The 21,017-nt window shown below is 35.2% G+C and carries 21 protein-coding genes and 1 pseudogene; 11 read left to right on the forward strand and 11 right to left on the reverse strand.

Annotated features, from left to right (window positions below):
* Nucleotides 1-380: 380 nt before the first annotated feature.
* A complete protein-coding gene (locus OPR48_RS04140) occupies nucleotides 381-1,283 on the forward strand; it encodes a hypothetical protein (protein WP_265025526.1) in 903 nt (300 codons plus the stop codon).
* Here OPR48_RS04140 and dcd read toward each other — a convergent pair whose 3' ends face one another.
* Nucleotides 1,284-1,841, reverse strand: coding sequence for a dCTP deaminase (gene dcd / locus OPR48_RS04145; protein WP_265025527.1), 558 nt, complete (start codon nucleotides 1,839-1,841; stop codon nucleotides 1,284-1,286).
* Between the two features lie 141 nt (nucleotides 1,842-1,982).
* Between dcd and OPR48_RS04150 the strand changes: the two genes are divergently transcribed.
* Entirely contained in the window at nucleotides 1,983-2,999 is a 1,017-nt protein-coding gene (locus tag OPR48_RS04150) for a substrate-binding domain-containing protein (RefSeq protein WP_265025528.1), read from the forward strand.
* A gap of 128 nt (nucleotides 3,000-3,127) precedes the next feature.
* Here the strand turns inward: OPR48_RS04150 and OPR48_RS04155 are convergent, their stop codons facing one another.
* From OPR48_RS04155 to OPR48_RS04170, 4 genes and pseudogenes are all read right to left on the reverse strand, one after another.
* On the reverse strand, nucleotides 3,128-3,250 hold the full coding sequence (locus OPR48_RS04155) for a hypothetical protein (protein WP_265025529.1): 123 nt from the start codon (nucleotides 3,248-3,250) through the stop codon (nucleotides 3,128-3,130).
* A pseudogene (locus OPR48_RS04160) lies at nucleotides 3,247-4,203 on the reverse strand (IS5 family transposase). Before OPR48_RS04160 ends, OPR48_RS04155 begins: the two are co-directional and overlap by 4 nt.
* Nucleotides 4,188-4,331 (reverse strand): hypothetical protein, encoded by a 144-nt coding sequence (locus OPR48_RS04165; protein WP_265025530.1) that lies wholly within the window; start codon nucleotides 4,329-4,331, stop codon nucleotides 4,188-4,190. Before OPR48_RS04165 ends, OPR48_RS04160 begins: the two are co-directional and overlap by 16 nt.
* A gap of 56 nt (nucleotides 4,332-4,387) precedes the next feature.
* Nucleotides 4,388-5,026 (reverse strand): DUF2157 domain-containing protein, encoded by a 639-nt coding sequence (locus OPR48_RS04170; protein WP_265025531.1) that lies wholly within the window; start codon nucleotides 5,024-5,026, stop codon nucleotides 4,388-4,390.
* A gap of 126 nt (nucleotides 5,027-5,152) precedes the next feature.
* Here OPR48_RS04170 and OPR48_RS04175 point away from each other — a divergent pair, with 126 nt between their 5' ends.
* Nucleotides 5,153-6,613: a TrkH family potassium uptake protein gene (locus OPR48_RS04175; RefSeq protein ID WP_265025532.1), complete on the forward strand. Its 1,461-nt coding sequence runs from the start codon at nucleotides 5,153-5,155 to the stop codon at nucleotides 6,611-6,613.
* Between the two features lie 369 nt (nucleotides 6,614-6,982).
* Here OPR48_RS04175 and mgtE read toward each other — a convergent pair whose 3' ends face one another.
* Nucleotides 6,983-8,353 (reverse strand): magnesium transporter, encoded by a 1,371-nt coding sequence (gene mgtE, locus OPR48_RS04180; RefSeq protein WP_265025533.1) that lies wholly within the window; start codon nucleotides 8,351-8,353, stop codon nucleotides 6,983-6,985.
* Nucleotides 8,354-8,498: 145 nt separating this feature from the next.
* Here mgtE and prfB point away from each other — a divergent pair.
* Nucleotides 8,499-9,603, forward strand: a protein-coding gene (gene prfB / locus OPR48_RS04185; protein ID WP_265025534.1) for a peptide chain release factor 2 whose coding sequence is annotated in 2 segments (ribosomal slippage) — nucleotides 8,499-8,573 and nucleotides 8,575-9,603 — 1,104 coding nt in all. Because the reading frame shifts where the segments join, the coding sequence is not laid out codon by codon here.
* 589 nt (nucleotides 9,604-10,192) lie between these two features.
* Here prfB and OPR48_RS04190 read toward each other — a convergent pair.
* From OPR48_RS04190 to OPR48_RS04205, 4 genes are all read right to left on the reverse strand, one after another.
* The gene (locus OPR48_RS04190; RefSeq protein ID WP_265025535.1) at nucleotides 10,193-10,339 is read right to left on the reverse strand and encodes a hypothetical protein; all 147 of its coding nucleotides are present in this window, start codon (nucleotides 10,337-10,339) and stop codon (nucleotides 10,193-10,195) included.
* A 572-nt stretch (nucleotides 10,340-10,911) separates the two neighbouring features.
* Nucleotides 10,912-11,256 (reverse strand): DMT family transporter, encoded by a 345-nt coding sequence (locus OPR48_RS04195; RefSeq protein ID WP_265025536.1) that lies wholly within the window; start codon nucleotides 11,254-11,256, stop codon nucleotides 10,912-10,914.
* Between the two features lie 16 nt (nucleotides 11,257-11,272).
* Nucleotides 11,273-11,572, reverse strand: coding sequence for a DMT family transporter (locus OPR48_RS04200; RefSeq protein WP_244262397.1), 300 nt, complete (start codon nucleotides 11,570-11,572; stop codon nucleotides 11,273-11,275).
* Between the two features lie 114 nt (nucleotides 11,573-11,686).
* On the reverse strand, nucleotides 11,687-12,793 hold the full coding sequence (locus OPR48_RS04205) for a D-alanyl-D-alanine carboxypeptidase family protein (RefSeq protein ID WP_265025537.1): 1,107 nt from the start codon (nucleotides 12,791-12,793) through the stop codon (nucleotides 11,687-11,689).
* A gap of 501 nt (nucleotides 12,794-13,294) precedes the next feature.
* Here OPR48_RS04205 and OPR48_RS04210 point away from each other — a divergent pair.
* Genes OPR48_RS04210 through OPR48_RS04220 form a run of 3 tightly spaced genes read left to right on the forward strand, consistent with a single transcriptional unit; the run spans nucleotide 13,295 to nucleotide 14,672 of the window.
* Nucleotides 13,295-13,579, forward strand: coding sequence for a hypothetical protein (locus tag OPR48_RS04210; RefSeq protein WP_265025538.1), 285 nt, complete (start codon nucleotides 13,295-13,297; stop codon nucleotides 13,577-13,579).
* The gene (locus tag OPR48_RS04215) at nucleotides 13,564-14,520 is read left to right on the forward strand and encodes an IS5 family transposase (RefSeq protein ID WP_265025539.1); all 957 of its coding nucleotides are present in this window, start codon (nucleotides 13,564-13,566) and stop codon (nucleotides 14,518-14,520) included. The genes OPR48_RS04210 and OPR48_RS04215 overlap by 16 nt, the downstream gene beginning before the upstream one ends.
* Nucleotides 14,517-14,672, forward strand: a complete 156-nt coding sequence (locus OPR48_RS04220) for a hypothetical protein (RefSeq protein WP_265025540.1) — start codon at nucleotides 14,517-14,519, stop codon at nucleotides 14,670-14,672. Before OPR48_RS04215 ends, OPR48_RS04220 begins: the two co-directional genes overlap by 4 nt.
* Nucleotides 14,673-14,981: 309 nt before the next feature.
* Here OPR48_RS04220 and OPR48_RS04225 read toward each other — a convergent pair whose 3' ends face one another.
* A complete protein-coding gene (locus tag OPR48_RS04225) occupies nucleotides 14,982-18,563 on the reverse strand; it encodes a UvrD-helicase domain-containing protein (RefSeq protein WP_265025541.1) in 3,582 nt (1,193 codons plus the stop codon).
* A gap of 81 nt (nucleotides 18,564-18,644) precedes the next feature.
* Here OPR48_RS04225 and OPR48_RS04230 point away from each other — a divergent pair, with 81 nt between their 5' ends.
* From OPR48_RS04230 to OPR48_RS04245, 4 genes are all read left to right on the forward strand, one after another.
* On the forward strand, nucleotides 18,645-19,511 hold the full coding sequence (locus OPR48_RS04230) for a 4-(cytidine 5'-diphospho)-2-C-methyl-D-erythritol kinase (protein WP_265025542.1): 867 nt from the start codon (nucleotides 18,645-18,647) through the stop codon (nucleotides 19,509-19,511).
* A 4-nt stretch (nucleotides 19,512-19,515) separates the two neighbouring features.
* Nucleotides 19,516-19,881, forward strand: a complete 366-nt coding sequence (locus tag OPR48_RS04235) for an Mth938-like domain-containing protein (RefSeq protein WP_265025543.1) — start codon at nucleotides 19,516-19,518, stop codon at nucleotides 19,879-19,881.
* A 1-nt stretch (nucleotide 19,882) separates the two neighbouring features.
* Nucleotides 19,883-20,692: a metal ABC transporter permease gene (locus OPR48_RS04240; protein WP_265025544.1), complete on the forward strand. Its 810-nt coding sequence runs from the start codon at nucleotides 19,883-19,885 to the stop codon at nucleotides 20,690-20,692.
* Between the two features lie 131 nt (nucleotides 20,693-20,823).
* Nucleotides 20,824-21,012 carry a hypothetical protein gene (locus tag OPR48_RS04245; protein ID WP_265025545.1) on the forward strand — a complete coding sequence of 63 codons (189 nt, stop codon included), beginning with the start codon at nucleotides 20,824-20,826 and terminating at the stop codon, nucleotides 21,010-21,012.
* Nucleotides 21,013-21,017: the final 5 nt, after the last annotated feature.

Genomic DNA, 21,017 nt, shown 5'->3' on the forward strand with positions numbered 1-21,017 from the left:
GTTAATGTAGGCTAGATTTTTCTACGTCATGCCGCCACGAACCATCATACCGTCACGGTATCTCTAGATCCTGCTAACACGTAGCAGGATACTTAACCGTCATACCGCGATTCATTCGCGGTATCTCTTAGCATAGATCCCGCTAACAAGCAGCGGGATGACGAATTTGTCGTTTTACAGCCACTTGGATGACAATTTGCCGCTAAATAGTAGGAAATTCAATAACTTATAATGAATAGTTGAGGTTTTTAATCAAGAAAAGCACATGAGTAAATCGTGTAGCTATAATTATTGTAAGCAACAATGAAAAAGTGCGGAAGTAAAAAATTTATGTTGATTTTACAATATTAATTATTAGTATAATTAGCATGATTATAAGTATGGTAAAACCAATGAAAGTTAACTTATCTAAAGAAAATAGTGAGAGAGTCTTATCCGGTGCAAAATGGATTGCTAATCTTGGTCAAGGTTATTTTGCATCACTGAATAATAATAGCACTAAACCAACTAGCTCTGGAAAGAGGTTAATTGATGCCTTTTTACTTGTTCCAATTATTGTACCCTCTGCTATAACAGTATCATTAATTGGTCTTACCTACCTATTTTTGAATGCCGTTAATGCTCAAAAAGATGATTCTAAATTATCTAAAGTAATAAAGTTTATAGTTAGATCTCTAATCTATATAGCTGCTGCTGTGATTTTAATTCCGTGCATTATATTAAATATAATGACTTCACTGATACCTGCACTTATTTTTTATTGCATTAATATAGATTTCCTTCATCAAAAAAATACAAGTATAGAAAACCAAGCAATAAATGAGGTTAATGATGAAGAGTACAAGAAACGTATTGAAGAAGAAGTTGGTAAATTGGAACAGCAAAATGGTGCAGATCATGATCAACCAAATATAGAAGTAATATCTCGAGCAATGGGAGATGAACAAGCTATAGATCGGACCATTATAGCAGGGATTGTAAATGATGATATTAAAGACGGTAAAGGAGTGATAAGAACAGTTGAAGATGACCACAATGTAGCTATAAAGGGGATAATTGCTGCTGGTGAAACAGAAGGTTATGCTGTCGGTTTTGGTTTACAATGTAGCCTTATTGAAGAGGGTGGCGTAGACCTTCAATGTGGTCTTAGCACACGCATTGGAAGTAACAAAAAGCAGGCAATTGAGCGTCTTAGACAAAGTGAATCAGTACGCACTTTGCTATCTGGTGATAGTGGAATATTGTCTATAGAGCAGCCTGGTAACTCACAACGAAAGCAGTAATTATTTCACCAGCGGCAGAGTGATACCATGCTGATTCATATATTTTCCTTTCATATCATCATATGATTTCTCACACTCACTTTCGCCGCTTAAAAATACGAATTGGCATGCGCCTTCATTAGCATAAATTTTTGCAGGAAGTGGAGTGGTGTTTGAGAATTCGAGTGTGACATGACCTTCCCATCCAGGTTCTAAGGGAGTAACGTTTACTATAATTCCACATCTTGCGTAAGTTGATTTACCAACACAAATGACCAGTACATTCCTTGGTATACGAAAATATTCCACTGTACTTGCAAGCACAAAGCTATTTGGTGGAATTATGCATACATCTGTTTCCCTATCTATAAAACTATTCTCAGAAAAATTTTTAGGGTCCACAACAGCTGAATTAACGTTAGTAAAAATTTTAAATTTATTATCCACTCTTGCATCGTAACCATAAGATGATAGTCCAAAAGATATGACACCTTTGCTGCTTTTGTGATTCACAAAAGGCTCTATCATTCCAAAGTTTTCAGCTTTTTCTCTTATCCATTTATCTGGCATAACTGCCATAACTGTTCCTTAAAGTTGTGTAATACTTACAATAATATAAAATAAAATTTAAATGTAAACTGTAGCTTTTGTCATGCAATTAAAGCTTTTCAGTTTGATTTTTTATTACAATAATTAGATTTATGTTCTTAACTAAAAATAATGCTTAGAAACTTTCTCCTGATTTTTGTATTCGTATTATTCACGCCGCTGTCAAATGCTGATGCCAGGAAATACATCAGAATTGTTGGGTCTTCAACTGTTTTTCCTTTTATCTCATTTGTAGCCGAGGAGTTCAATCGTGTATTCCCCTTTAAGACTCCAGTTGTAGAATCAATAGGAAGTGGATCAGGGTTCAAAATGTTTTGCTCAGGAATAGGGGAAGACACGCCAGACATCACCACTTCATCTCGCCCTATAAAGGAAGTAGAAAGAGAACTATGTAAAAGGAATAAAATTAATGAAGTGATAGAGATCATCATTGGCTACGATGGAATTGTCATTGCAAATTCAAATCAAAGCCATAGATTTGATTTCACAAAGAAGGACTTATTTGAAACTTTATCTGCATATTCTCAAGAAAATGATAAATTAGTAAAAAATAATAAGAAGTTTTGGTCTGATGTAAATCAAGCCTTACCAAAAACAGAAATTGAAATTTATGGTCCACATCAAAATACAGGTACATACGAAACTTTGGTTAATTCTATTATGCTTGATCAATATTCATGCATGAATTCAAGAATTTTTAAAGAGAATTATAAAGATCAGGAAGAAAGAAAGAAAGCATGTGGTAATATAAGGGATGATGGAAGGTATATAGAAGTTGGAATTAATGAAAACATAATAATACAAAAATTGAAAAGTAACAAGAACGCCTTAGGGATATTTAGTTTCAGCTTTTTAATGAGGAATCAAGATAAAATACAAGGAAGCACAATTGCAGGAATTGAGCCAACTTACGAAAATATATCATCGGGAAAATATATATTATCAAGACCTCTATACCTTTACATAAAGAAAGAACACCTGGATACTGTTGATGGATTCAGAGAATTCATTAAAGAAATTATAGATTCGATCGGCATTGAAGATGGGTATCTATCTAGGCTTGGTCTAATCCCACTTTCAAGTGAAGACATGAAAAAAGCTTCAGCAAAGGTTTATGATATAAAGTGACGGCAACGCTTCTTGTATCCGTTCAGGATAGCGGCAAGGTAGTATAACCATAGAGTAAAAGTGAGTTTACAACAAATGGTGTCATGCAAGTAGCTGACACTGGAATCTAATTTCACTTTATGATGGTGTCATTCCAGTGCTTGACACTGGAATCCAGGAAACTTAACTTTACACCAGGTAATAAAAACTGGATCCCAGTGGGCTTTGTTGCATCGCACCTTATACTGGTAGTAATTTACGATAAATATCATGTAGCCATTTCAAATTTAGCCATACCAATTTCAGTAAATTGATTAAGCAAATAGCACTTAATCAGCAATTCTTTTTCGCGATTTACTTCGGATTTATTCCTAAAGCTGAATCCAAATATTTGCTTTAATCTTGAGAAAAACCCTTCAATATAAGATCTTTTCCCATAATTTACTTCTTTTTTCCATTCTTTCACGCCATCTTCACCGTATAATTTTATTAACCTAATAGCAGCATTTCTGTCAGACATATAATCTATTTCTGGATGTTCTGCCGCATTGTTTATTGGTGGAATTTTTGCCTTTATATCATATTCGTGACACAATTTGTAAAACTTGTGCCTATCATATGCCCTATCTGCATATAGTGCTTTTATGATATGCTGAAAATTAACTTCTTTAAGCAAATCGCAAGCTCCATAGTGATCAGAGTAGACACCGTTACTGTATTTTACAGCTATAGCTTTTTTGCTGTTTATATTCAACATTACATGCAATTTTCTTGTCTGTTCATAGCCATGATATTTTCTGTTAGCGCTATTTTCCTTGCTGTGACCAGGGGTATTGTTGTAAATGCTGATACCTGTACTATCTATAGCAATTTCGATGTCTTCCATATTATTTTTATCAATTCTGCAATCATTGATCTTAATATTAAGTTTCTTAAACCTTCTTGATGCTTGTGAATAGCTGATAACTGCTAAATCTCTTCCTATTTGTTGCATATATCCTTTTATAAACCCCACCGTTTGTCTTAAACCAATTCTAAAAAGATTGACAATTATATGCACCAAAATCACAACTTTATCACTGTAAATATAGTTGCCGCCTTGCATTTTTGGACTATTTTCATATCAATTTTCTATGGCTTCATTGATATAATGAAAAATATTTCCTCTTTCCTGGAGAAATTTGTTATATTCATTTTGGTTACTGACTTTCATTTTCTGTGGCATATTTTTTCTTCAACAGTTAAATGGTTATTTATAATGAATTTTGTCAGTAGCCACCAGATTTTTTCGGTTGCTATGCAACAAAGCCATCCCAGTGTCTGGGCACTGGGATGACACCCTCCTGGTAGCACAACGTTCGTACAGTTGTGTGTCAGCTACTCGGATGACAGTAGATAATGTAAGAAGTCTATTGATTCAATAACTGCTCGTTTTTGTCAAATACCTTGTCTACACTTGGATTTTTCACTTTCTCACAAACCTTAGCAATACCAGCACCTATTAATATAACTGCTGCCAAAACTGTTAAAGCTAATGCAACTGCAGGATACGCTAGCACATAGGCTGCAACAGCACCAGCTACGCATAGTCCAACGCTTAGAGCGATCTTCCCTTTGTGTTCACTCCAGAAGGTTGTATCGTTATTTTCTGGGGTTTTGTTGCCAGTAGTTGGTGCAGTAGTGTTAGTTACTATAGGAGCGTTGGAATCAAGACCCATTACCCTCTTGTGCTCTTCCACTTCTTCAATAACTGTTTTATTTGTTATCTTGTAACCACACAAAAAATCACGAGTGTTTTGATCAGCTCTCTTCCAAATTAGTTCAATGATCCCTACTTTAGTGTTAACGCTAGCTTCAGGACAGTCAATAACACAATCTAAAATGGTACCTTTGTCACTAGTCAAAGTCCCCTTGTGGCTCAAAACTGCTTGTATATCATTATGTTCATTATTGTCGAGTACGTTCTGGACTTCTTGAAAATTGCCATTCCAGACTGCCTGTCTTAATGAACCTAGAATTTCTTCTTGTGCATTAGTTAATCCAATCATATCTTACCTCTATTTTCTATAGCTTAATTATCACACATATTTACAAGTAAGTCAAGTGCGCTGTTACAACAAAGTGCTTGACGTTAGAGTAGCTTTTATGGCTTTGTATAGCGAGGAAGTAACTCTATGAAAAATCATCAACGTTTACAAACTTTACGCTCAATTGTATTTATTGTGGGAATATTCCTATTGTTATTTAGCTTAGCAATGCTTATTCCTGCTATTACTAATAAGTATCTCAGCTACGAATGGAAAAATTTCCTCGCTGGATTCATAATTACCTGCACATCTGGCGTAACTTTTATTTTGCTCGGTAAATTAAGTAGATTGCATGGCATGCCAGCAATTTTTGCGGTTACTAGTTGCACCTGGATTGCCTTGTCTTTGTTTGCAGCTATTCCTTTCTATTTTGATAATCTGAGCTATGTTGATGCATTATTTGAAACGATATCTGGCATCACAACCACAGGGGCAACTATATTTGATGATATTGAAAAGCAATCTTCGGGAATACTGCTGTGGAGAGCAATGCTGCATGGCATAGGTGGTTTTGGTGTAATCACTTTAGGAATTGCAGTTTTTCCTATGCTCAAGATTCTCAGCCTAAATAATTTACTTTATTCTGAATATTCAGATGCTACCAAAAGGAAGTTGCCGAACACGCGAAGCGTAGTGGTTCATGTTACGGCAATATATTATGGCCTAATTTTGTTATGTATATTTTCCTATTATCTAGCTGGTATGCCACTGTTTGATGCAATATGTCACGGAATGTCCGCTGTATCAACTGGTGGATTTGCTAACTATAATGATTCTATAGGGCACTATAATAACCCTATATTAGAAGTCATAACGATCATTTTTATGATTTTGGGTTCTCTGCCTTTTCTTAGCTATTTAAAAATTATAAGACGGTTAGACATTTGCTATGACGAACAGGTCTCTTACTTTGTTAAGATAGTTATTGTTTCATCTTTATTTGCTTGTTTTTGGTTGTATAAAAATGTTGATTTAGGAGTGTCATTATCATTTAGATGCAGCACATTTACCATCACCTCCTTGATTACGTCAACTGGTTATGCAATCTGTAATCATATAGATTGGAGCTTCATTTCAGTCTTAGCTTTTTTTCTAACCTTTGTTGGTGGATGTAGTGGTTCTTCAAGTGGTGGCATCAAAATCTTTCGTTTGATCATTTTTCTAAGGTCTATAGAAAATCACTTTCGCCTTTTATTAAACCCAGGCGCAGGCAATAGGGTAAAATTCAATGGAAAAATTCTGGAGAATGATGAAGTTCACTCTGTCTTTATATTTTTTGCAATTTTCATGTTAACGTTTACCATTTCATCAGTAGTGATGTCTTACTTAAGCAATGCAGACTTTATAACTAGCATCAGCTCAGTCTCTGCAACGCTTACAAACTCTGGCCCGGGATTTAGTAATTTAATAGGCCCTTCAGGTAACTATTCTTCTTTCAATAATGAAGTAAAATTATTTCTATCGTTTTTAATGCTGCTTGGCAGACTTGAAATATTGCCAATCTATTTTTGTATAGGCAATTTATTCTTATTTAATAGAAAGAAATAGTTGGTGAAGTTGTGAAACTTGATATTATAGCTAAACTGACTTACGACAATTTGAAAAACCGTCATTCCGCTACTAGTTAGCGGAATCTATGCCGAGATACCGCGAATAAATCCACAGCTGTACGAACATTGTCTATCAGGAGGGTGTCATCCCAGTGCCCAGACACTGGGATCCAGGAATTTTATTAAGTTGGTAAGCATAAAAGTAGCCGTTTTATGTTACAATACAACGTTTTGATGATTATGAAAAGGCTGGATTCCAGTGTCAAGCACTGGAATGACACCATTCGCTGTACAGTTTACCTTTAAAAATGAATGTTCGTACAGCTATGGAATAAATCGCGGTATGACGTGTTAGCTATAGATAGTGTCAACTGTTTAATAAAAAGATCGTAGCTAAACCAAGAAATATAAGAGCTGAGAGAATATCAGTTGTTGCCGATGTTAGGATTGAAGAAGAAACGGCAGGGTCAGACTTTAAACGATGAAGCATTATAGGAATGAAAGTTCCGATGAACGTTGCAATAATTGACATCATAATCATGGAGACCACAAAAATCATCTCCACTTTGAAGCTGTGAAACCTTATTGCTAACACTACTAATGAAATAGTAGATAAGATCACCCCGTTTATAAGACCTATTAAAAACTCTTTTACAAGTATTCTTTTTGCATTCTGCTCAGTTAGATATTTTGTTGCGATTGCCCGGATGGTTAGTGTTACCGTTTGCGATCCTGCATTTCCACTCATTGATGCAATTATCGGCATGATTATTGGCAGTACTATAAAACTTTTTATTACATCATCGAAAAAGCCAACTACTATGGAACACATTGTTGCAGCTAAGAGGTTAAACAGTAACCAAGGTAGCCTTTTAATTATAGTTTTGTATATAGGGGCATTTATATCGGCTTTAGAAGATACACCGCTTATTTTGAGTACATCCTCTTCTGTTTCTTGTTGAACAACTTTTATCACATCTTCAATTAAGATCACACCTATAATTTTACCATTCTTATTTACTACCGGAGCTGATAATAGAGAGTAATCTTTAAATATTCTTGCTACTTCCTCTTGATCTACTCCAGTTTTAATGATTTTTATGTCATGATCCATTATCTCTTTTATTATTGTGTCTCCTGAGTGAGATATTACCTTATTTAAATTAACACTGCCTATAGGCTCTAATTTTGAGTTGATAATGAATATCTGGTAAAATTTTTCTGGTATTTTTTTATAGTTGCACACAAATTCTGTCAGTTGATTTATTGTCCAATAATATGGAGCTATAACCATATCTTTATGTATTAACCTCCCTGCACTTTCTTCTGGGTATGATAGCAACTCCTCTACTGATTTCTGAGTCTTGCTGGGCAAATAGTAAAGTATATTTTCTACAGACTTTCTATCTAAATCTTTCACTACGGTTACTATATCTTCTACATCAAGGAGCATTAGTAACTTTGCTGTATTTTCTATTCCCAATGTTTCTATGATCTCTATTTGTAAATCTGGCACTACATGCACTAGGGCATCACTTAACAAATGTTGATCGAGGATATTAACTAGTTTCTCCCTGTGATCACTGATTGAAGTAGATAAAAAATAAGCTAACTGAACGCTATCTATCGTTTTTACAATATTACGAACATTTTCTAGCTCATCGTTATCAAGTGACTCTATTAAGTCATCAATAGCCTTTTTGTCTAAACCATAATGAGAACTTATTTTAATATTCATTATTTTACCTTTAAATATATGTGCTTGATTCCGTTGAGCATTAAAGTATAATAAAATTATTTCAAATTAACTACTATATGGTTAAATTTCTATTTTGTTTGCTGTTATTGTTAGTAATAGTAAATATATTAAAATCTAAAGTATAATGAAAACTTATTCAGAAATTCTTGAACACTTTCAAAGCTTAAATAAAAGTATTTCTCTTATCAGGAGGTGTCTTTGACATAGAAAAATTAAAGTTGCGTCTTGAAGAGCTTGACTCCCAAGCTGCAGATGATGATCTGTGGCAAGATAACCAAAAAGCACAAGAAATTTTAAAAGAACGTTCTAAAATTAAGAATGACGTAGAGTCGTTTTTAAAGCTGGAAAGCGACTACAGTAACGCTATCGATTTAATGAAATTCGCTATTGATGAAAATGATGAAGAATTTTTCTCCGAAGTTGAAAATGAACTGGTAAAGTTAGAAAAATTAATCAAGTGTAAAGAAACAGAATCCTTATTTACTGGTGAAGCAGATAACAATGACTGCTTTTTAGAAATCCACTCAGGAGCTGGCGGAACCGAGAGCAATGATTGGGCTGAAATGCTGATGCGCATGTATGTAAGGTGGGCAGAAATTTATCACAACTTTAAAGTTGAAGTTGTAGAAAAATTAGAAGGAGAGTCGGTTGGTATAAAGTCCGCAATGATAAAAATCGTTGGAGAAAAAGCTTATGGGTGGGCAAAAAGTGAAAGTGGAATTCACAGGCTGGTTAGAATATCGCCGTTTGATGCAAATGGTAAACGTCATACCAGTTTTGCAAGTGTAGGAGTAACTCCAGTGATAGAAGATTTAATTGATATTGCTGTGGATGAAAAGGATCTGAAAATCGACACCTACCGTGCTTCCGGAGCAGGCGGTCAGCATGTGAACAAGACTGAAAGTGCGGTACGCATTACGCATATTCCAACTGGTGTTGTAGTTCAATGCAAAAATGGTCGTTCTCAACACAGAAATAAGGATGAGGCGTTAAAATTACTTAAAGGACGTTTATACCAAATTGAACTGGAAAAAAAAGAACAAAAGATGGCTGAAGAGTATGGTAAAAAATGCGATATAGGCTGGGGCAATCAGATCAGATCGTACGTTATGCATCCATATCAAATGGTGAAAGATTTAAGAACTGGACATGAAGTAGGCAATATAAATTCTGTTTTTGATGGTAATATAGACTGTTTTATAATTAGTGTGCTTACTAAGCAAAATTAGACTTTTATAGCTAAAGTAATTTAGGCTTACCGACAACCGTCATCCCGCTGCTTGTTAGCGGCTAAGAGATACCACGGCGGTATGACGTAGGGCTGCTGTCATTCCGCTACTTGTTAGCGCCTCGGCGGTATGACATGGGGCTGTCTAGCTATAAGAATTCATTTGGTGGTATTACATATAGCATATTAAAACCTAGTACTAAAATGGACGAAACGAAAGAAGCGCAAAACGTAAATGAAAAGAAGGAGCTGTGTAGAGAAGGTTGACACAGTTGTTATAAATTTCCACTAGGCAGCCAGTGCCCAGACTACTTGGATCCAGAAAACTTAACTTTATACCAGGTAATAAGAACTGGATCCCAGACGGCTTTGTTGCATCGCTAGCTATGATGGATTAAAGATAAAAAAGATGGAGAATATCAGTAGCTTATTATTCTGGTATTTATAACAAGAACGGTCAGTGAATACCTAAATTTGAGTAAAAGAAATTTCACTACCACTCACTAATCCGGCTAAAATTCAAGAATTTCAATGCTTTAGCTATTTTCAATAGAATTAAGTTTATTAATATAAATAATAAATTACTATTCTTAAATTTGATCAGATTGATTGCAAAAAAACAAGATTTTCAATAGGTTGCTTATAATCTTAGCTATAGTTAGCCTTTCATAAGTAGCGATGCAACAAAGCCATCCCAGACTGGGATGACAAAAAAAGGAGCACTGGAATGACACCATTCGTTGTGTTTAACAAAGTTCGTACTTAGCTTCATGTTAGCCATAAACATTAAGAAATTTACCAAGCGAAAAAAAAGGCAAAAGAAGCCCCGTTGGTGACTAGTTATTTATATGTACTTCAAAATATTGGCGTTTTTTATTCTAAATGCTGCAATTTAGCTGCTTTTAAATGCAACTAACCTAAATTATAAACGTTAAGAAATTTACTAAGTGAAAAAAAAGGCAAAGAAACCCCAGGGTAGCTAGTATTCAAGTTCTCCCTTGTCTATTTGACGTCTTTTACTGTCTTAAACGCTTTATAAGCGCGTTTCAGCTTATATAGGTAGAAACCTAGAAGTTTTATAAAGACATGAGGTGCACATAGTGCAAAAATTAAGCATGATTTACGCCAAATACATTAAGTTTTTTGTCATTAATCCACTGCAGAGATTGCGAAGATAAATAAATAGCTTCAGCTTCATGGTAAGAGGGCTGACGGAGTTTGTCAAGCTATTTTTTGTAGCTCTCATAAGCTGGATTCCAGTTGCATGACAAGATGGAGTGCCTTTAGTGTCATCCCAGTTTGGGATCTCTTATTCCATTTTATCAACAGTTTGTTTTGCAGTATCAAACAATTTTAATCCTATAATCCCGAATGTAACTAAAATAAAGCATATTACTTCGAATAAATTAACTGGTTCATTAAATAGGTAAACTCCAAGTATCGAAGCTCCTATAGCGCCCACTCCAGTCCAAATTGCATAGCATACTCCGATAGGTATAGAACGTGTAGCGAGCGAAAGTAAATACGTACTAAGAGCCATGGAGAATATGCTAATTATTGATGGTACAAGATGAGTAAATCCATAACTATGCTTAAGTGTTATGACCCAGAACACTTCAATTAGTGACGATAAGAGTAAATATATCCAATTCATGCATAAATTTTTAGGTTTAAATAGAGAGCTTTAGCCCTATGGTTCCTATTACAATTAAAACGATACATAAAACTTGAGATAAATTAATATTCTCTGTGAAAGTGGTTGCACCAATTATAGTTATTCCAATTGTGCATATTCCAGAGGAAACTGCATAGCATACTCTAATAGGTAGAAAGCATGCTGCAAGAGATAAAAAGTAAATGCTAATGATCATAATTACCAATGTTGCAATCGAAGGCACAACTTTAGTAAAACTGTTACTAAACTTTAGCGTTACAGCCCACAGTATCTCTAGGATACTGGACAGCAACAAATATAACCAGCACATTTTCGTAACATTTCAATCTTGTATTGTAACAGAAATTGTTAGTTAAAACTACACTAAAGTGCAATAGATCTCTCTTTCGAAATTACTTTAATATCAAACTTAAAACAACATTCTAAAAAACTTTTCTACGAAATTCAATTCCTGTACGTCATTTGCTGCATAAAGTGGTGTAGTTTGTTGTTCAATGCCTGGTATTTCTACAAAAACTTTGCCCACTTCTTGACCTTTTTTAATTGGTGCAGGTATCATATCTTTATATTCAATACGCACCTTAATTTGGTCATGCAATTTGCGGTTGTAAGTTATGGTAACATCGTTTGCAACTGTGACAGGTACTTTTCTATCTTTCCCATAAAGAACATTTACTTCCTCAACTACACTGTCTTTAACGAATATTTTCTTAGTATTAAAATGATTTAAGGAGTATTGTATCAGTCTTTTTGCTTCTTCTATTCGCTCTTTCTCAGTGTTTAAACCATTTACGACAGCAAAAATTCTCCTATCATTTCGTTTTGCAGATGCTACAATGCCGTAACCACCAGCATTTGTATAACCGGTTTTTAAACCGTCAACCCCAATGTCGTGAAAAAGTAGAAGATTTTTATTCTTTTGTGCAATTTCATTATATGTCAAATATTGTTCAGAAAATAAATCATAATATTCAGGAAAATCGGTGAAAATCCTTTTTGCCAGTATTACCAAGTCTTTTGCGCTCATGAAATGATCTTCGTCTGGCCACCCACTTGAGTTGACAAAATGACTGTCATTCAGATTCAAATTTTGTGCAACCTCATTCATTTCAGCCACAAAATTCTCTTCTGATCCTGCAATGCCCTCAGCTAGTGTTATGCAGGCATCATTACCTGAGACTATTGTAATTCCTTCAAGTAATTCCCTCACCGTAACAAATTGACCTTCTTTCAAAAACATAGAAGAGCCTTTTCTTTCCCACGCTTTTCTGCTTACTCGAAATTTATCCTCCATATTTATTATTCCAGCTTTTAGATAATCAAAGGCTATATATAAAGTCATTAGCTTGCTCATTGAAGATGGGGCCATTTTTTCATCGGAATTATGGTCAAAAATGAGCGAGTCTGAAGCTAAATCTAAAACTACTGCTTGCTTTGCTTTGGTTCTAAACTGGTATGAGTATGAAGAAAAAGGAAGTATAAAAACTAATAGCAAAATTACCAATCTGCTTAACATATTTATAATTTTAAATTTACAGCGTACTAATTAATAGTATAATTTTACAGGGGCATTTCAATAGATCTCTTACATAAAAATTCCTTGACACATTTCGCCAGCCCCCTTATCATGGTACTGGAGGTATTCATTTATCTTCAATCTGTGCAGATTAAACGACAACAGTATTACGTGATTGGCGTCTTATTTTTAATTTTTTGCACTATGAGCACCTTATGTCTTCACAACATTTCTAGGTTTTTACCTATATAAGCTGAAACGCGCTTATAAAGCGTTTAAGACAGTATAGAACGCCAATTTGCAGGATTAGAGAGTGACAACTAGCTAACACGGGGTATCTTTTGCCTTTTTTTCTGCTTAGTAAATTTCTTAAATATTTATGACTAAAGGTTAGTTGCATTAAAAAGCAGCTGAGTCGCGGTTATTAGACGTTTAAAATATAAAAAAACGCCAATACTGAAAATAGACAATGACTAGGGCTTCTTTTGCCTTTTTTTTCGTTTGGTAAATTTCTTAATGTTTGTAGCTGAAAGAGCCCAAGAGAGGTGTCATTCCAGTGCCCCTGTGATGTCATTCCAGTGCTTGACACTGGAATCCAGTTTTCCATATAATCTCATCGAAAACGTTGTAACCACTTTCTATGCTAGTTTGCTTGTAAACAAGCAAACTTTCCTGGATCCCAGTGGGCTTTGTTGCATAGCAACCGAAAAAATCTGGTGGCTACTGACAAAATTCATTATAAATAACCATTTAACTGTTGAAGAAAAAATATGCCACAGAAAATGAAAGTCAGTAACCAAAATGAATATAACAAATTTCTCCAGGAAAGAGGAAATATTTTTCATTATATCAATGAAGCCATAGAAAATTGGTATGAAAATAGTCCAAAAATGCAAGGCGGCAACTATATTTACAGTGATAAAGTTGTGATTTTGGTGCATATAATTGTCAATCTTTTTAGAATTGGTTTAAGACAAACGGTGGGGTTTATAAAAGGATATATGCAACAAATAGGAAGAGATTTAGCAGTTATCAGCTATTCACAAGCATCAAGAAGGTTTAAGAAACTTAATATTAAGATCAATGATTGCAGAATTGATAAAAATAATATGGAAGACATCGAAATTGCTATAGATAGTACAGGTATCAGCATTTACAACAATACCCCTGGTCACAGCAAGGAAAATAGCGCTAACAGAAAATATCATGGCTATGAACAGACAAGAAAATTGCATGTAATGTTGAATGTAAACAGCAAAAAAGCTATAGCTGTAAAATACAGTAACGGTGTCTACTCTGATCACTATGGAGCTTGCGATTTGCTTAAAGAAGTTAATTTTCAGCATATCATAAAAGCACTATATGCAGATAGGGCATATGATAGGCACAAGTTTTACAAATTGTGTCACGAATATGATATAAAGGCAAAAATTCCACCAATAAACAATGCGGCAGAACATCCAGAAATAGATTATATGTCTGACAGAAATGCTGCTATTAGGTTAATAAAATTATACGGTGAAGATGGCGTAAAAGAATGGAAAAAAGAAGTAAATTATGGGAAAAGATCTTATATTGAAGGGTTTTTCTCAAGATTAAAGCAAATATTTGGATTCAGCTTTAGGAATAAATCCGAAGTAAATCGCGAAAAAGAATTGCTGATTAAGTGCTATTTGCTTAATCAATTTACTGAAATTGGTATGGCTAAATTTGAAATGGCTACATGATATTTATCGTAAATTACTACCAGTATAAGGTGCGATGCAACAAAGCCATCCCAGTGTCTGAGCACTGGGATGACACCATTCTTTTTCCTGGATTCCAAACTGGGATGACAGCTAGCCTGACAACCGTCATCCCGCTACGTGTTAGCGGCTGAGATACCGCGGCGGTATGACGGTTTGCGGCGGCATGACGATAAGCTCGTCATTCCGCTACTTGTTAGCGGCTGAGATACCGTGACGGTATAGTAATTCGTCATCCCGCTACGTGTTAGCGGATGAGATACCGCGGCGGTATGACGGTTCGCGGCGGGATGACGATAAGCTCGTCCAAAAGAATCATAGCTGGGTTGACTTATATTACTTAGCTTTAAGATAGCTATGCTGAGATCCCGCTAACACGTAGCGGGATGACGAGAAAGGAGTGGCGGTATGACGTAGTAGCTATCTCTTGTAATCAAATTTTATCAAAAGTCAGATTGCAGAGTTAAATCTTCTACCCAAATAACCACACACTCTACTTGCTTGTTTGGATATATCTCTTGTACTAAGGTTTTATAGATCAACATCTGTTTTTTTATTTCATTTAATGAGGAAACAGAAACGTTACGGTGTGATTTATAGTCAATTATGATTGCTTTATCTTGCGTTATGCATAGCCTATCTAGTCGTACTAATACTGACTTGCCATCAATTGTTCCACTCAGTGTAATTTCTGACTTACCTTCCAAATCAAACAAATAGCCATATTTTTCATTAAAGGCTAATATTTTACTGTAAATTTCATCCTTATCTTCACTGGTGTTTATATTGTCAAGATATTTTCTGACCCAATTTTTTCTCCTTTCTTTTTCTATCTTGGGCATATACTGCAATATGCTGTGGATTATTAAGCCCCTTGTATAACTGTCTTTCGTTTCAGCGCTACTTTCTGTCATTCCAGTACCCCTATTTGTCATCCCAGTGCGTGACACTGGGATCCAGTCCTTTTTTTCTCCAGGTTCCAGCGTCACGTGCTGAAATGGCACCGGAGAGTGAGCTGACACTTGTTCTCCTTCTTTTTTACTGGATCCCAGTGTCAAGCACTGGGATGACAGGGGAGGATGCTGGGATGACAGGGGAAGATGCTGGGATGACACCGAAGGGTGGGCTAAAGCTGGCGGAAGCGAAATCACTGGAACGTCAAAATAATCACGTTTTTTATAAATGTAAGGGTAGTTTGCGTTCACACATAGCACTTCAACTTTTTCTTTAAATATTGGCTGTAAGTATGCTTGTTTCTTTTCATATGGTTCTCCATACTGAGTGATTAGATCATACCAAGAGCCCTTTTGCACTGGCTCTTTACTTAAGATGTATAACTCATCTTCAGCACGCGTGAGTGCTACGTATAATAAACGCAAATATTCATTATAATCCTCTAGTTTTTTCTCTCTTTTTACTTGATCGCAATAAGCGTTGTTGTTTTTTCCACACCAAAATGGCACTTCTGTTCCATCAAAGATAATGCTTTCACTGTTTCTTGGCACTGTGTTTGTATCAACCAAAAATACTATGGGAGCTTGCAGACCTTTTGATTTGTGAATTGTCATTATTCGCACAGCATTGCGTTCTGATTGCATATCATTCTTAATCTCCGGGTTATTCTCCTTGATCCACTGAACAAACGCTTGAAGAGATGGGTTTTTAAATTGCAACACAAGGTTCATAAATTCGTCTAGAACCTCGAAGCACTCAAGACCTAGCCTTGCAGCAAATTTCTTCTTACCTGTACGCAATATATGTGTAAATAGTGCAAGAGGAGACTCTATGCGAGATAAGTTAATGAAATAGTTTAATTCACTATAGATAACCACAGAATAATCCTGAATTCTTTCCCATAGTGAATGCTCTTTACGATCATATGCAATGTTAAATAAATCATCCTCGGTAAAATTAAATAGTGGTGATTTTAAAGCATTTGCAAGAGCTAGATCATTTGCCTGGAGGAGTAAAAACTCGGCCAAAGCTATTAAGTCCTGCACGGCTATATAGTCCATAATTCTAAAATAATCTCGGCCTATAACTGGCACGTTTGCTTTTTTAAGTTCGCTTATTATGTAATCAACTAACACGTTTCGTTGTCGTACCAAAATCATAATGTCTCTTGGTTCTATATGGCGATCTTTAGCGACTAAAATCCGCCCTTCATTTAACCAATTGTGAATTCTGTTGGCTATTGTTTGAGCAAGTAATCGATCTGCTATTGTATAACCTTCCCTGCATGTCAGAGGAATTTGTAAAGCTTGCTGTTCTTTCTCTTTGCGCCTTGGTAACGCTGGCCAAATTTCAATATATCCTTGGTCATTTTCTCTATGTGGAACATGTTTTATTTCATTATCATTAAAAGATATTTCTGCGCGGAAGTTGTTAAATAATCTGTCTACAAGTGTTAAAATTTCTGGAGTTGAGCGAAATGACTTTTCAAGTTGGCATGATATCCAACCAGTTTTCGTATGAAAGTATTGTTGCATATAGTTAAATAGATGGGGATTTGCTCCTTGAAATCTGTATATGGACTGTTTTACGTCACCAACAACAAACAAGGTTCGCTTTTCATCATTGCCGGCAAAAAATTCATCGCAGAGATTTGTTATAATTTTCCACTGGCTGATGCTATTGTCTTGCGCCTCATCAACAAGAATGTGATCTATTTTTTGATCCAAGTTAAACAATATCCAATCTTTGTAGTTTGGATTGCTGAGAAGATTTGTTGCTAAGTCAATTATATCATTGTAGTCAAGCAGTGCATTTTTTGATTTTTCGCTACTATATAGATCAACATATACTTTAAATATACCAAGTAAGCTACTGGTTCTTTTGAATATTTGATAAGAGTTCATGTCTCTTATATGAGTAAACACTACATTCTGAACGCTCTCTATTATTTGCTCTGCATCTCTGAATTTCTCCAAAATACTTTTTGTTGCAATGGATGATATGCTCTTTTTTTCGTGCGATTCTGATTTTAGAAATACCTTGGCTAAATCTTCTATTCTGGTGTCTTTCCGCTCCATTCCGGTGTCATCCCAGTGCTTGACACTGGGATCCATATTTCTTTTTTTCTGGATTCCAGCGTCACGCGCTGGAATGACAGAGAGTGGTGGAATGATAGGAGATTTTACAAGGAATCTATTACACCAATCATAAAGTATTTCACTGTAACTCTGATCTCTTTTACTGCCTTCACTTAATATCTCGGCTAATCTTTTTATGTGCTCAGTCGTTCCACTCTGTACGTCATGAATTCCATCTGGAGCATTGAGTTTTTCTTTGATATATTCCAAATCATTTGCTGACGCAAATCTTTTTACACATAAAGTATAAAGCAAATCGCGTAATTTATTTTCATCAATTTCAGTTGCAATGAAGTTTATACTATCTTGCACAGCCTCATTATGAAGCACTTTATTGAATATGATGGAATGTAATTCTTTACATTCACTCAGCGTACAATTTGGGGCGATGCCAGCTTCTATGGGAAAGTTGGAAATTAATTTGTAACAGAAAGCGTGTATGGTTTGTATAGTTAAACCAAGATTTTCCAGTTCAGAGAAAAGCCTTCTTGCTCTTGTTAAATAATCTTTATTTTTTCTGGATCCCAGTGTCACGCACTGGGATGACACCGAAGGGTTTACCGCTGGTTTTTTGCTTAAATCATGGTTATGCGATGCACCACCCCCTGTCATCCCAGTGCTCGACACTGGGATCCATTCTTTTTTTTTACTGGATTCCAGCGTCACGCGCTGGAATGACATTGGAAAGAAATCTAGTTGTTCTAGATCTGCCACCAACACACTCTCTGAGCATACCGCCCACTTGCTGAGTATGCTGTGAATGCGATTCTCCATTTCGTTTGCTGCAGCGTTGGTAAATGTTAAGCAAAGAATATTTCTTTTGTTTTCTAATAAAAGTCTCAATACTCTGTCTATTAAGATTTTTGTTTTGCCTGTACCAGCGGACGCATTTACCCATACAGAGAAATTAGGATTTATGGCATTTGATCTCATCAGAAGTGCGAAAACCTTATAGAAGTTGACTAAAATAGCATTATACATATAATGTAAAAATAGTGTTAGTGAAGATATATAATGAAAAGTTTTTGTGTAAAGGCGCCTGCAAAAATCAATCTTTTTTTGCATGTTGTAAATAAGAAGGAAACAGGATATCACTTGATTGAGGGTTTGTTTGTCTTTGCTAATCTCTCTAATTTTTTGGAAATAAAAGTAGGTGAGAAGGATTCTAGATACGATAACTCTACAGTTGAATTTATAAACTCCGAGTCTAGAATAAATAACCAGTATAACACTGTAATGAAAGCGGTTAATCTGCTGTTTAAACATGCTCCTGTACGCACTAAAGTCACTGTAAGGGTTGTAAAAAACATACCAATTGCTGCAGGACTCGGTAGCGGGTCCTCAGATGCTGGAGCTGTGGTACGTACGCTAGGGAAGCTGTGGGAGATTGATAGGACGATTTTAAATGAAATAGCCTTAAACGTTGGTGCTGATGTTCCAGCAAGTGTAGATAGCAAGCCTGTTTTTGTTAGAGGTATTGGCGAAGAATTGTGCTATGTCCAAAAATTTTCCTTACCCACAAATGTGGTGCTTGTGAAACCGAAAAAAAAGTTTTTGAGTACACCAGAGGTATTTTCCAAACATGAAGGAGAATTCTCTGAGCCAATTAAATGGAGCGATGACGCTGAAAAGGATTTGTTGAAGCTTCTTAAAGAGACGAGAAACGATCTTCAAGAAATAGCAATAAGCCTTGTTCCTGAAATTAAGGATGTGATATCAACACTTAAGTCACAAGAAGGCTCTATACTTTCTCGCATGTCAGGCAGCGGTGTATCATGCTTTGGAATATTCGATAGTGAGGAAAATGCAAAAGCTGCTGCAGCTAATATCAGAAAAAAGCAACCAGAATGGTGGGTATGTGACACTCAATTAATAGTTTGACTTTATGGATATAACTCCCTTAATTTCCGAGAATAAAAATCTTATAAATGGTTACAGGGAAGGAAAATTTTTGGTGAATAATAAAGAGTATTGCGGCTCAATTATAGTTTTTCCTGAAAAGGTGATTAAATTGAAAGAAAGTGATATAAATAGCAAGGAACATTTTAAATCTTTTTTAACAGAGGAAATAGAAATTTTGATAATAGGTACTGGTAAAACACGCAATATACTAAGTTCTTCAGTGAAGTCCTATCTTATGGAACAAAAAGGTTTAAATTTTGAATTTATGACAACCGGTGCAGCATGCAGAACCCATAACATTTTGATATCCGAAGATAAATTTGTTGTCAGTTATCTAATAGCCATATAGCATGCTTGAAATGTTTACCCAGGACTTTTTCATCAACAGTCTAGTTGCAGTAGTCGTAATTAGCCTAGTAACAGGCGCTTTAGGATCGTTTATGATATGGCAAAGGTTATCTTACCTTGGTGATAGTTTGTCCCATTCTTCGTTGCTTGGTGTTGCACTTGCTTTAATCTTTAAGATTAGCCCATCGCTTAGCATAATGCTCATTGCAATTACATTTGCTATACTACTTTCTCTTAATTTTAACAGATTATATTCTGCTGATACGATATTGAACATTGTTACCAATGTAGTTTTATCATCGAGTTTAATACTTATGTCTTTTCTTCCATCGGGCAATAATAGTATTATTAGCTCACTGTTTGGTGATATATTAACGCTCGATCAAAGTGATATAGTATTGATTTTTTTAACCTCTGTAATAGTTACTTTGATATTAATATTTAGATGGCGTTATTGGTTAATGATTTCAATTAATCAAGATTTAGCAGTAGTTGAGAAGATTAATGTTAATTTTGTTAGACTAGAATTTTTAATCACTCTTGCTATATTTATAGCAATTGCTGCCCAATTAATAGGAATATTACTCATTGCTGCATTTTTGCTAATACCAGCAGCATCTGCAAGGCTCATCTCAAAAACTCCGATGCAGATGATTATTGTTGCAACAGTTTTTTCTGTGATTTCTGGGATATCGGGTCTGATGTTATCTGCAAGTTTTGATTTGTTAACTGGACCTGCAATTATACTTGTTGCAGCTGTATATTTAATTATCGCTTATTTTATAAGGCTAGTATTAAGCAGGTTGGCTTAATTTTAATCTCGAATGTTAATAATTTTGTAATATACTCATTATAAAACATCACTATCTTAGCACAAAATAGTCTTTGCTATATTATTGTTTATGTGCTAATGGTAAGGTGTTAATTTTATGGAGTAAGCAATATGAGCGAAGAAGGATTTTTTTCCAAATATATATCTCAACCTGTGAAAAAATTTTATAATTATATTACAGGAAAAACAGAAGAGTCGGATAATGTGCAGAGTACGGCAGATGATGTGCACAATATTGCGCAAGAAAACTCAGAGTCTTTGGATGCTCATGTACAGTCAAATGAGAATGATATCATATAGATGGC

It is taken from the genome of Wolbachia endosymbiont (group A) of Bibio marci, from assembly GCF_947251645.1.
Taxonomy (GTDB): domain Bacteria; phylum Pseudomonadota; class Alphaproteobacteria; order Rickettsiales; family Anaplasmataceae; genus Wolbachia.

Coding starts and splice junctions, on each gene's coding strand:
- OPR48_RS04175 (WP_265025532.1), top strand. CDS start 5,153: ATGAAAAATCATCAACGTTTACAAACTTTACGCTCAATTGTATTTATT.
- OPR48_RS04190 (WP_265025535.1), bottom strand. CDS start 10,339: ATGGTGTCATTCCAGTGCTCCTTTTTTTGTCATCCCAGTCTGGGATGG.
- mgtE (WP_265025533.1), bottom strand. CDS start 8,353: ATGAATATTAAAATAAGTTCTCATTATGGTTTAGACAAAAAGGCTATT.
- OPR48_RS04140 (WP_265025526.1), top strand. CDS start 381: ATGGTAAAACCAATGAAAGTTAACTTATCTAAAGAAAATAGTGAGAGA.
- OPR48_RS04195 (WP_265025536.1), bottom strand. CDS start 11,256: ATGAATTGGATATATTTACTCTTATCGTCACTAATTGAAGTGTTCTGG.
- OPR48_RS04235 (WP_265025543.1), top strand. CDS start 19,516: ATGGATATAACTCCCTTAATTTCCGAGAATAAAAATCTTATAAATGGT.
- OPR48_RS04170 (WP_265025531.1), bottom strand. CDS start 5,026: ATGATTGGATTAACTAATGCACAAGAAGAAATTCTAGGTTCATTAAGA.
- OPR48_RS04240 (WP_265025544.1), top strand. CDS start 19,883: ATGCTTGAAATGTTTACCCAGGACTTTTTCATCAACAGTCTAGTTGCA.
- OPR48_RS04155 (WP_265025529.1), bottom strand. CDS start 3,250: ATGATATTTATCGTAAATTACTACCAGTATAAGGTGCGATGCAACAAA.
- OPR48_RS04230 (WP_265025542.1), top strand. CDS start 18,645: ATGAAAAGTTTTTGTGTAAAGGCGCCTGCAAAAATCAATCTTTTTTTG.
- OPR48_RS04220 (WP_265025540.1), top strand. CDS start 14,517: ATGATATTTATCGTAAATTACTACCAGTATAAGGTGCGATGCAACAAA.
- OPR48_RS04215 (WP_265025539.1), top strand. CDS start 13,564: ATGCCACAGAAAATGAAAGTCAGTAACCAAAATGAATATAACAAATTT.
- dcd (WP_265025527.1), bottom strand. CDS start 1,841: ATGGCAGTTATGCCAGATAAATGGATAAGAGAAAAAGCTGAAAACTTT.
- OPR48_RS04205 (WP_265025537.1), bottom strand. CDS start 12,793: ATGTTAAGCAGATTGGTAATTTTGCTATTAGTTTTTATACTTCCTTTT.
- OPR48_RS04245 (WP_265025545.1), top strand. CDS start 20,824: ATGAGCGAAGAAGGATTTTTTTCCAAATATATATCTCAACCTGTGAAA.
- OPR48_RS04225 (WP_265025541.1), bottom strand. CDS start 18,563: ATGAGATCAAATGCCATAAATCCTAATTTCTCTGTATGGGTAAATGCG.
- OPR48_RS04150 (WP_265025528.1), top strand. CDS start 1,983: ATGCTTAGAAACTTTCTCCTGATTTTTGTATTCGTATTATTCACGCCG.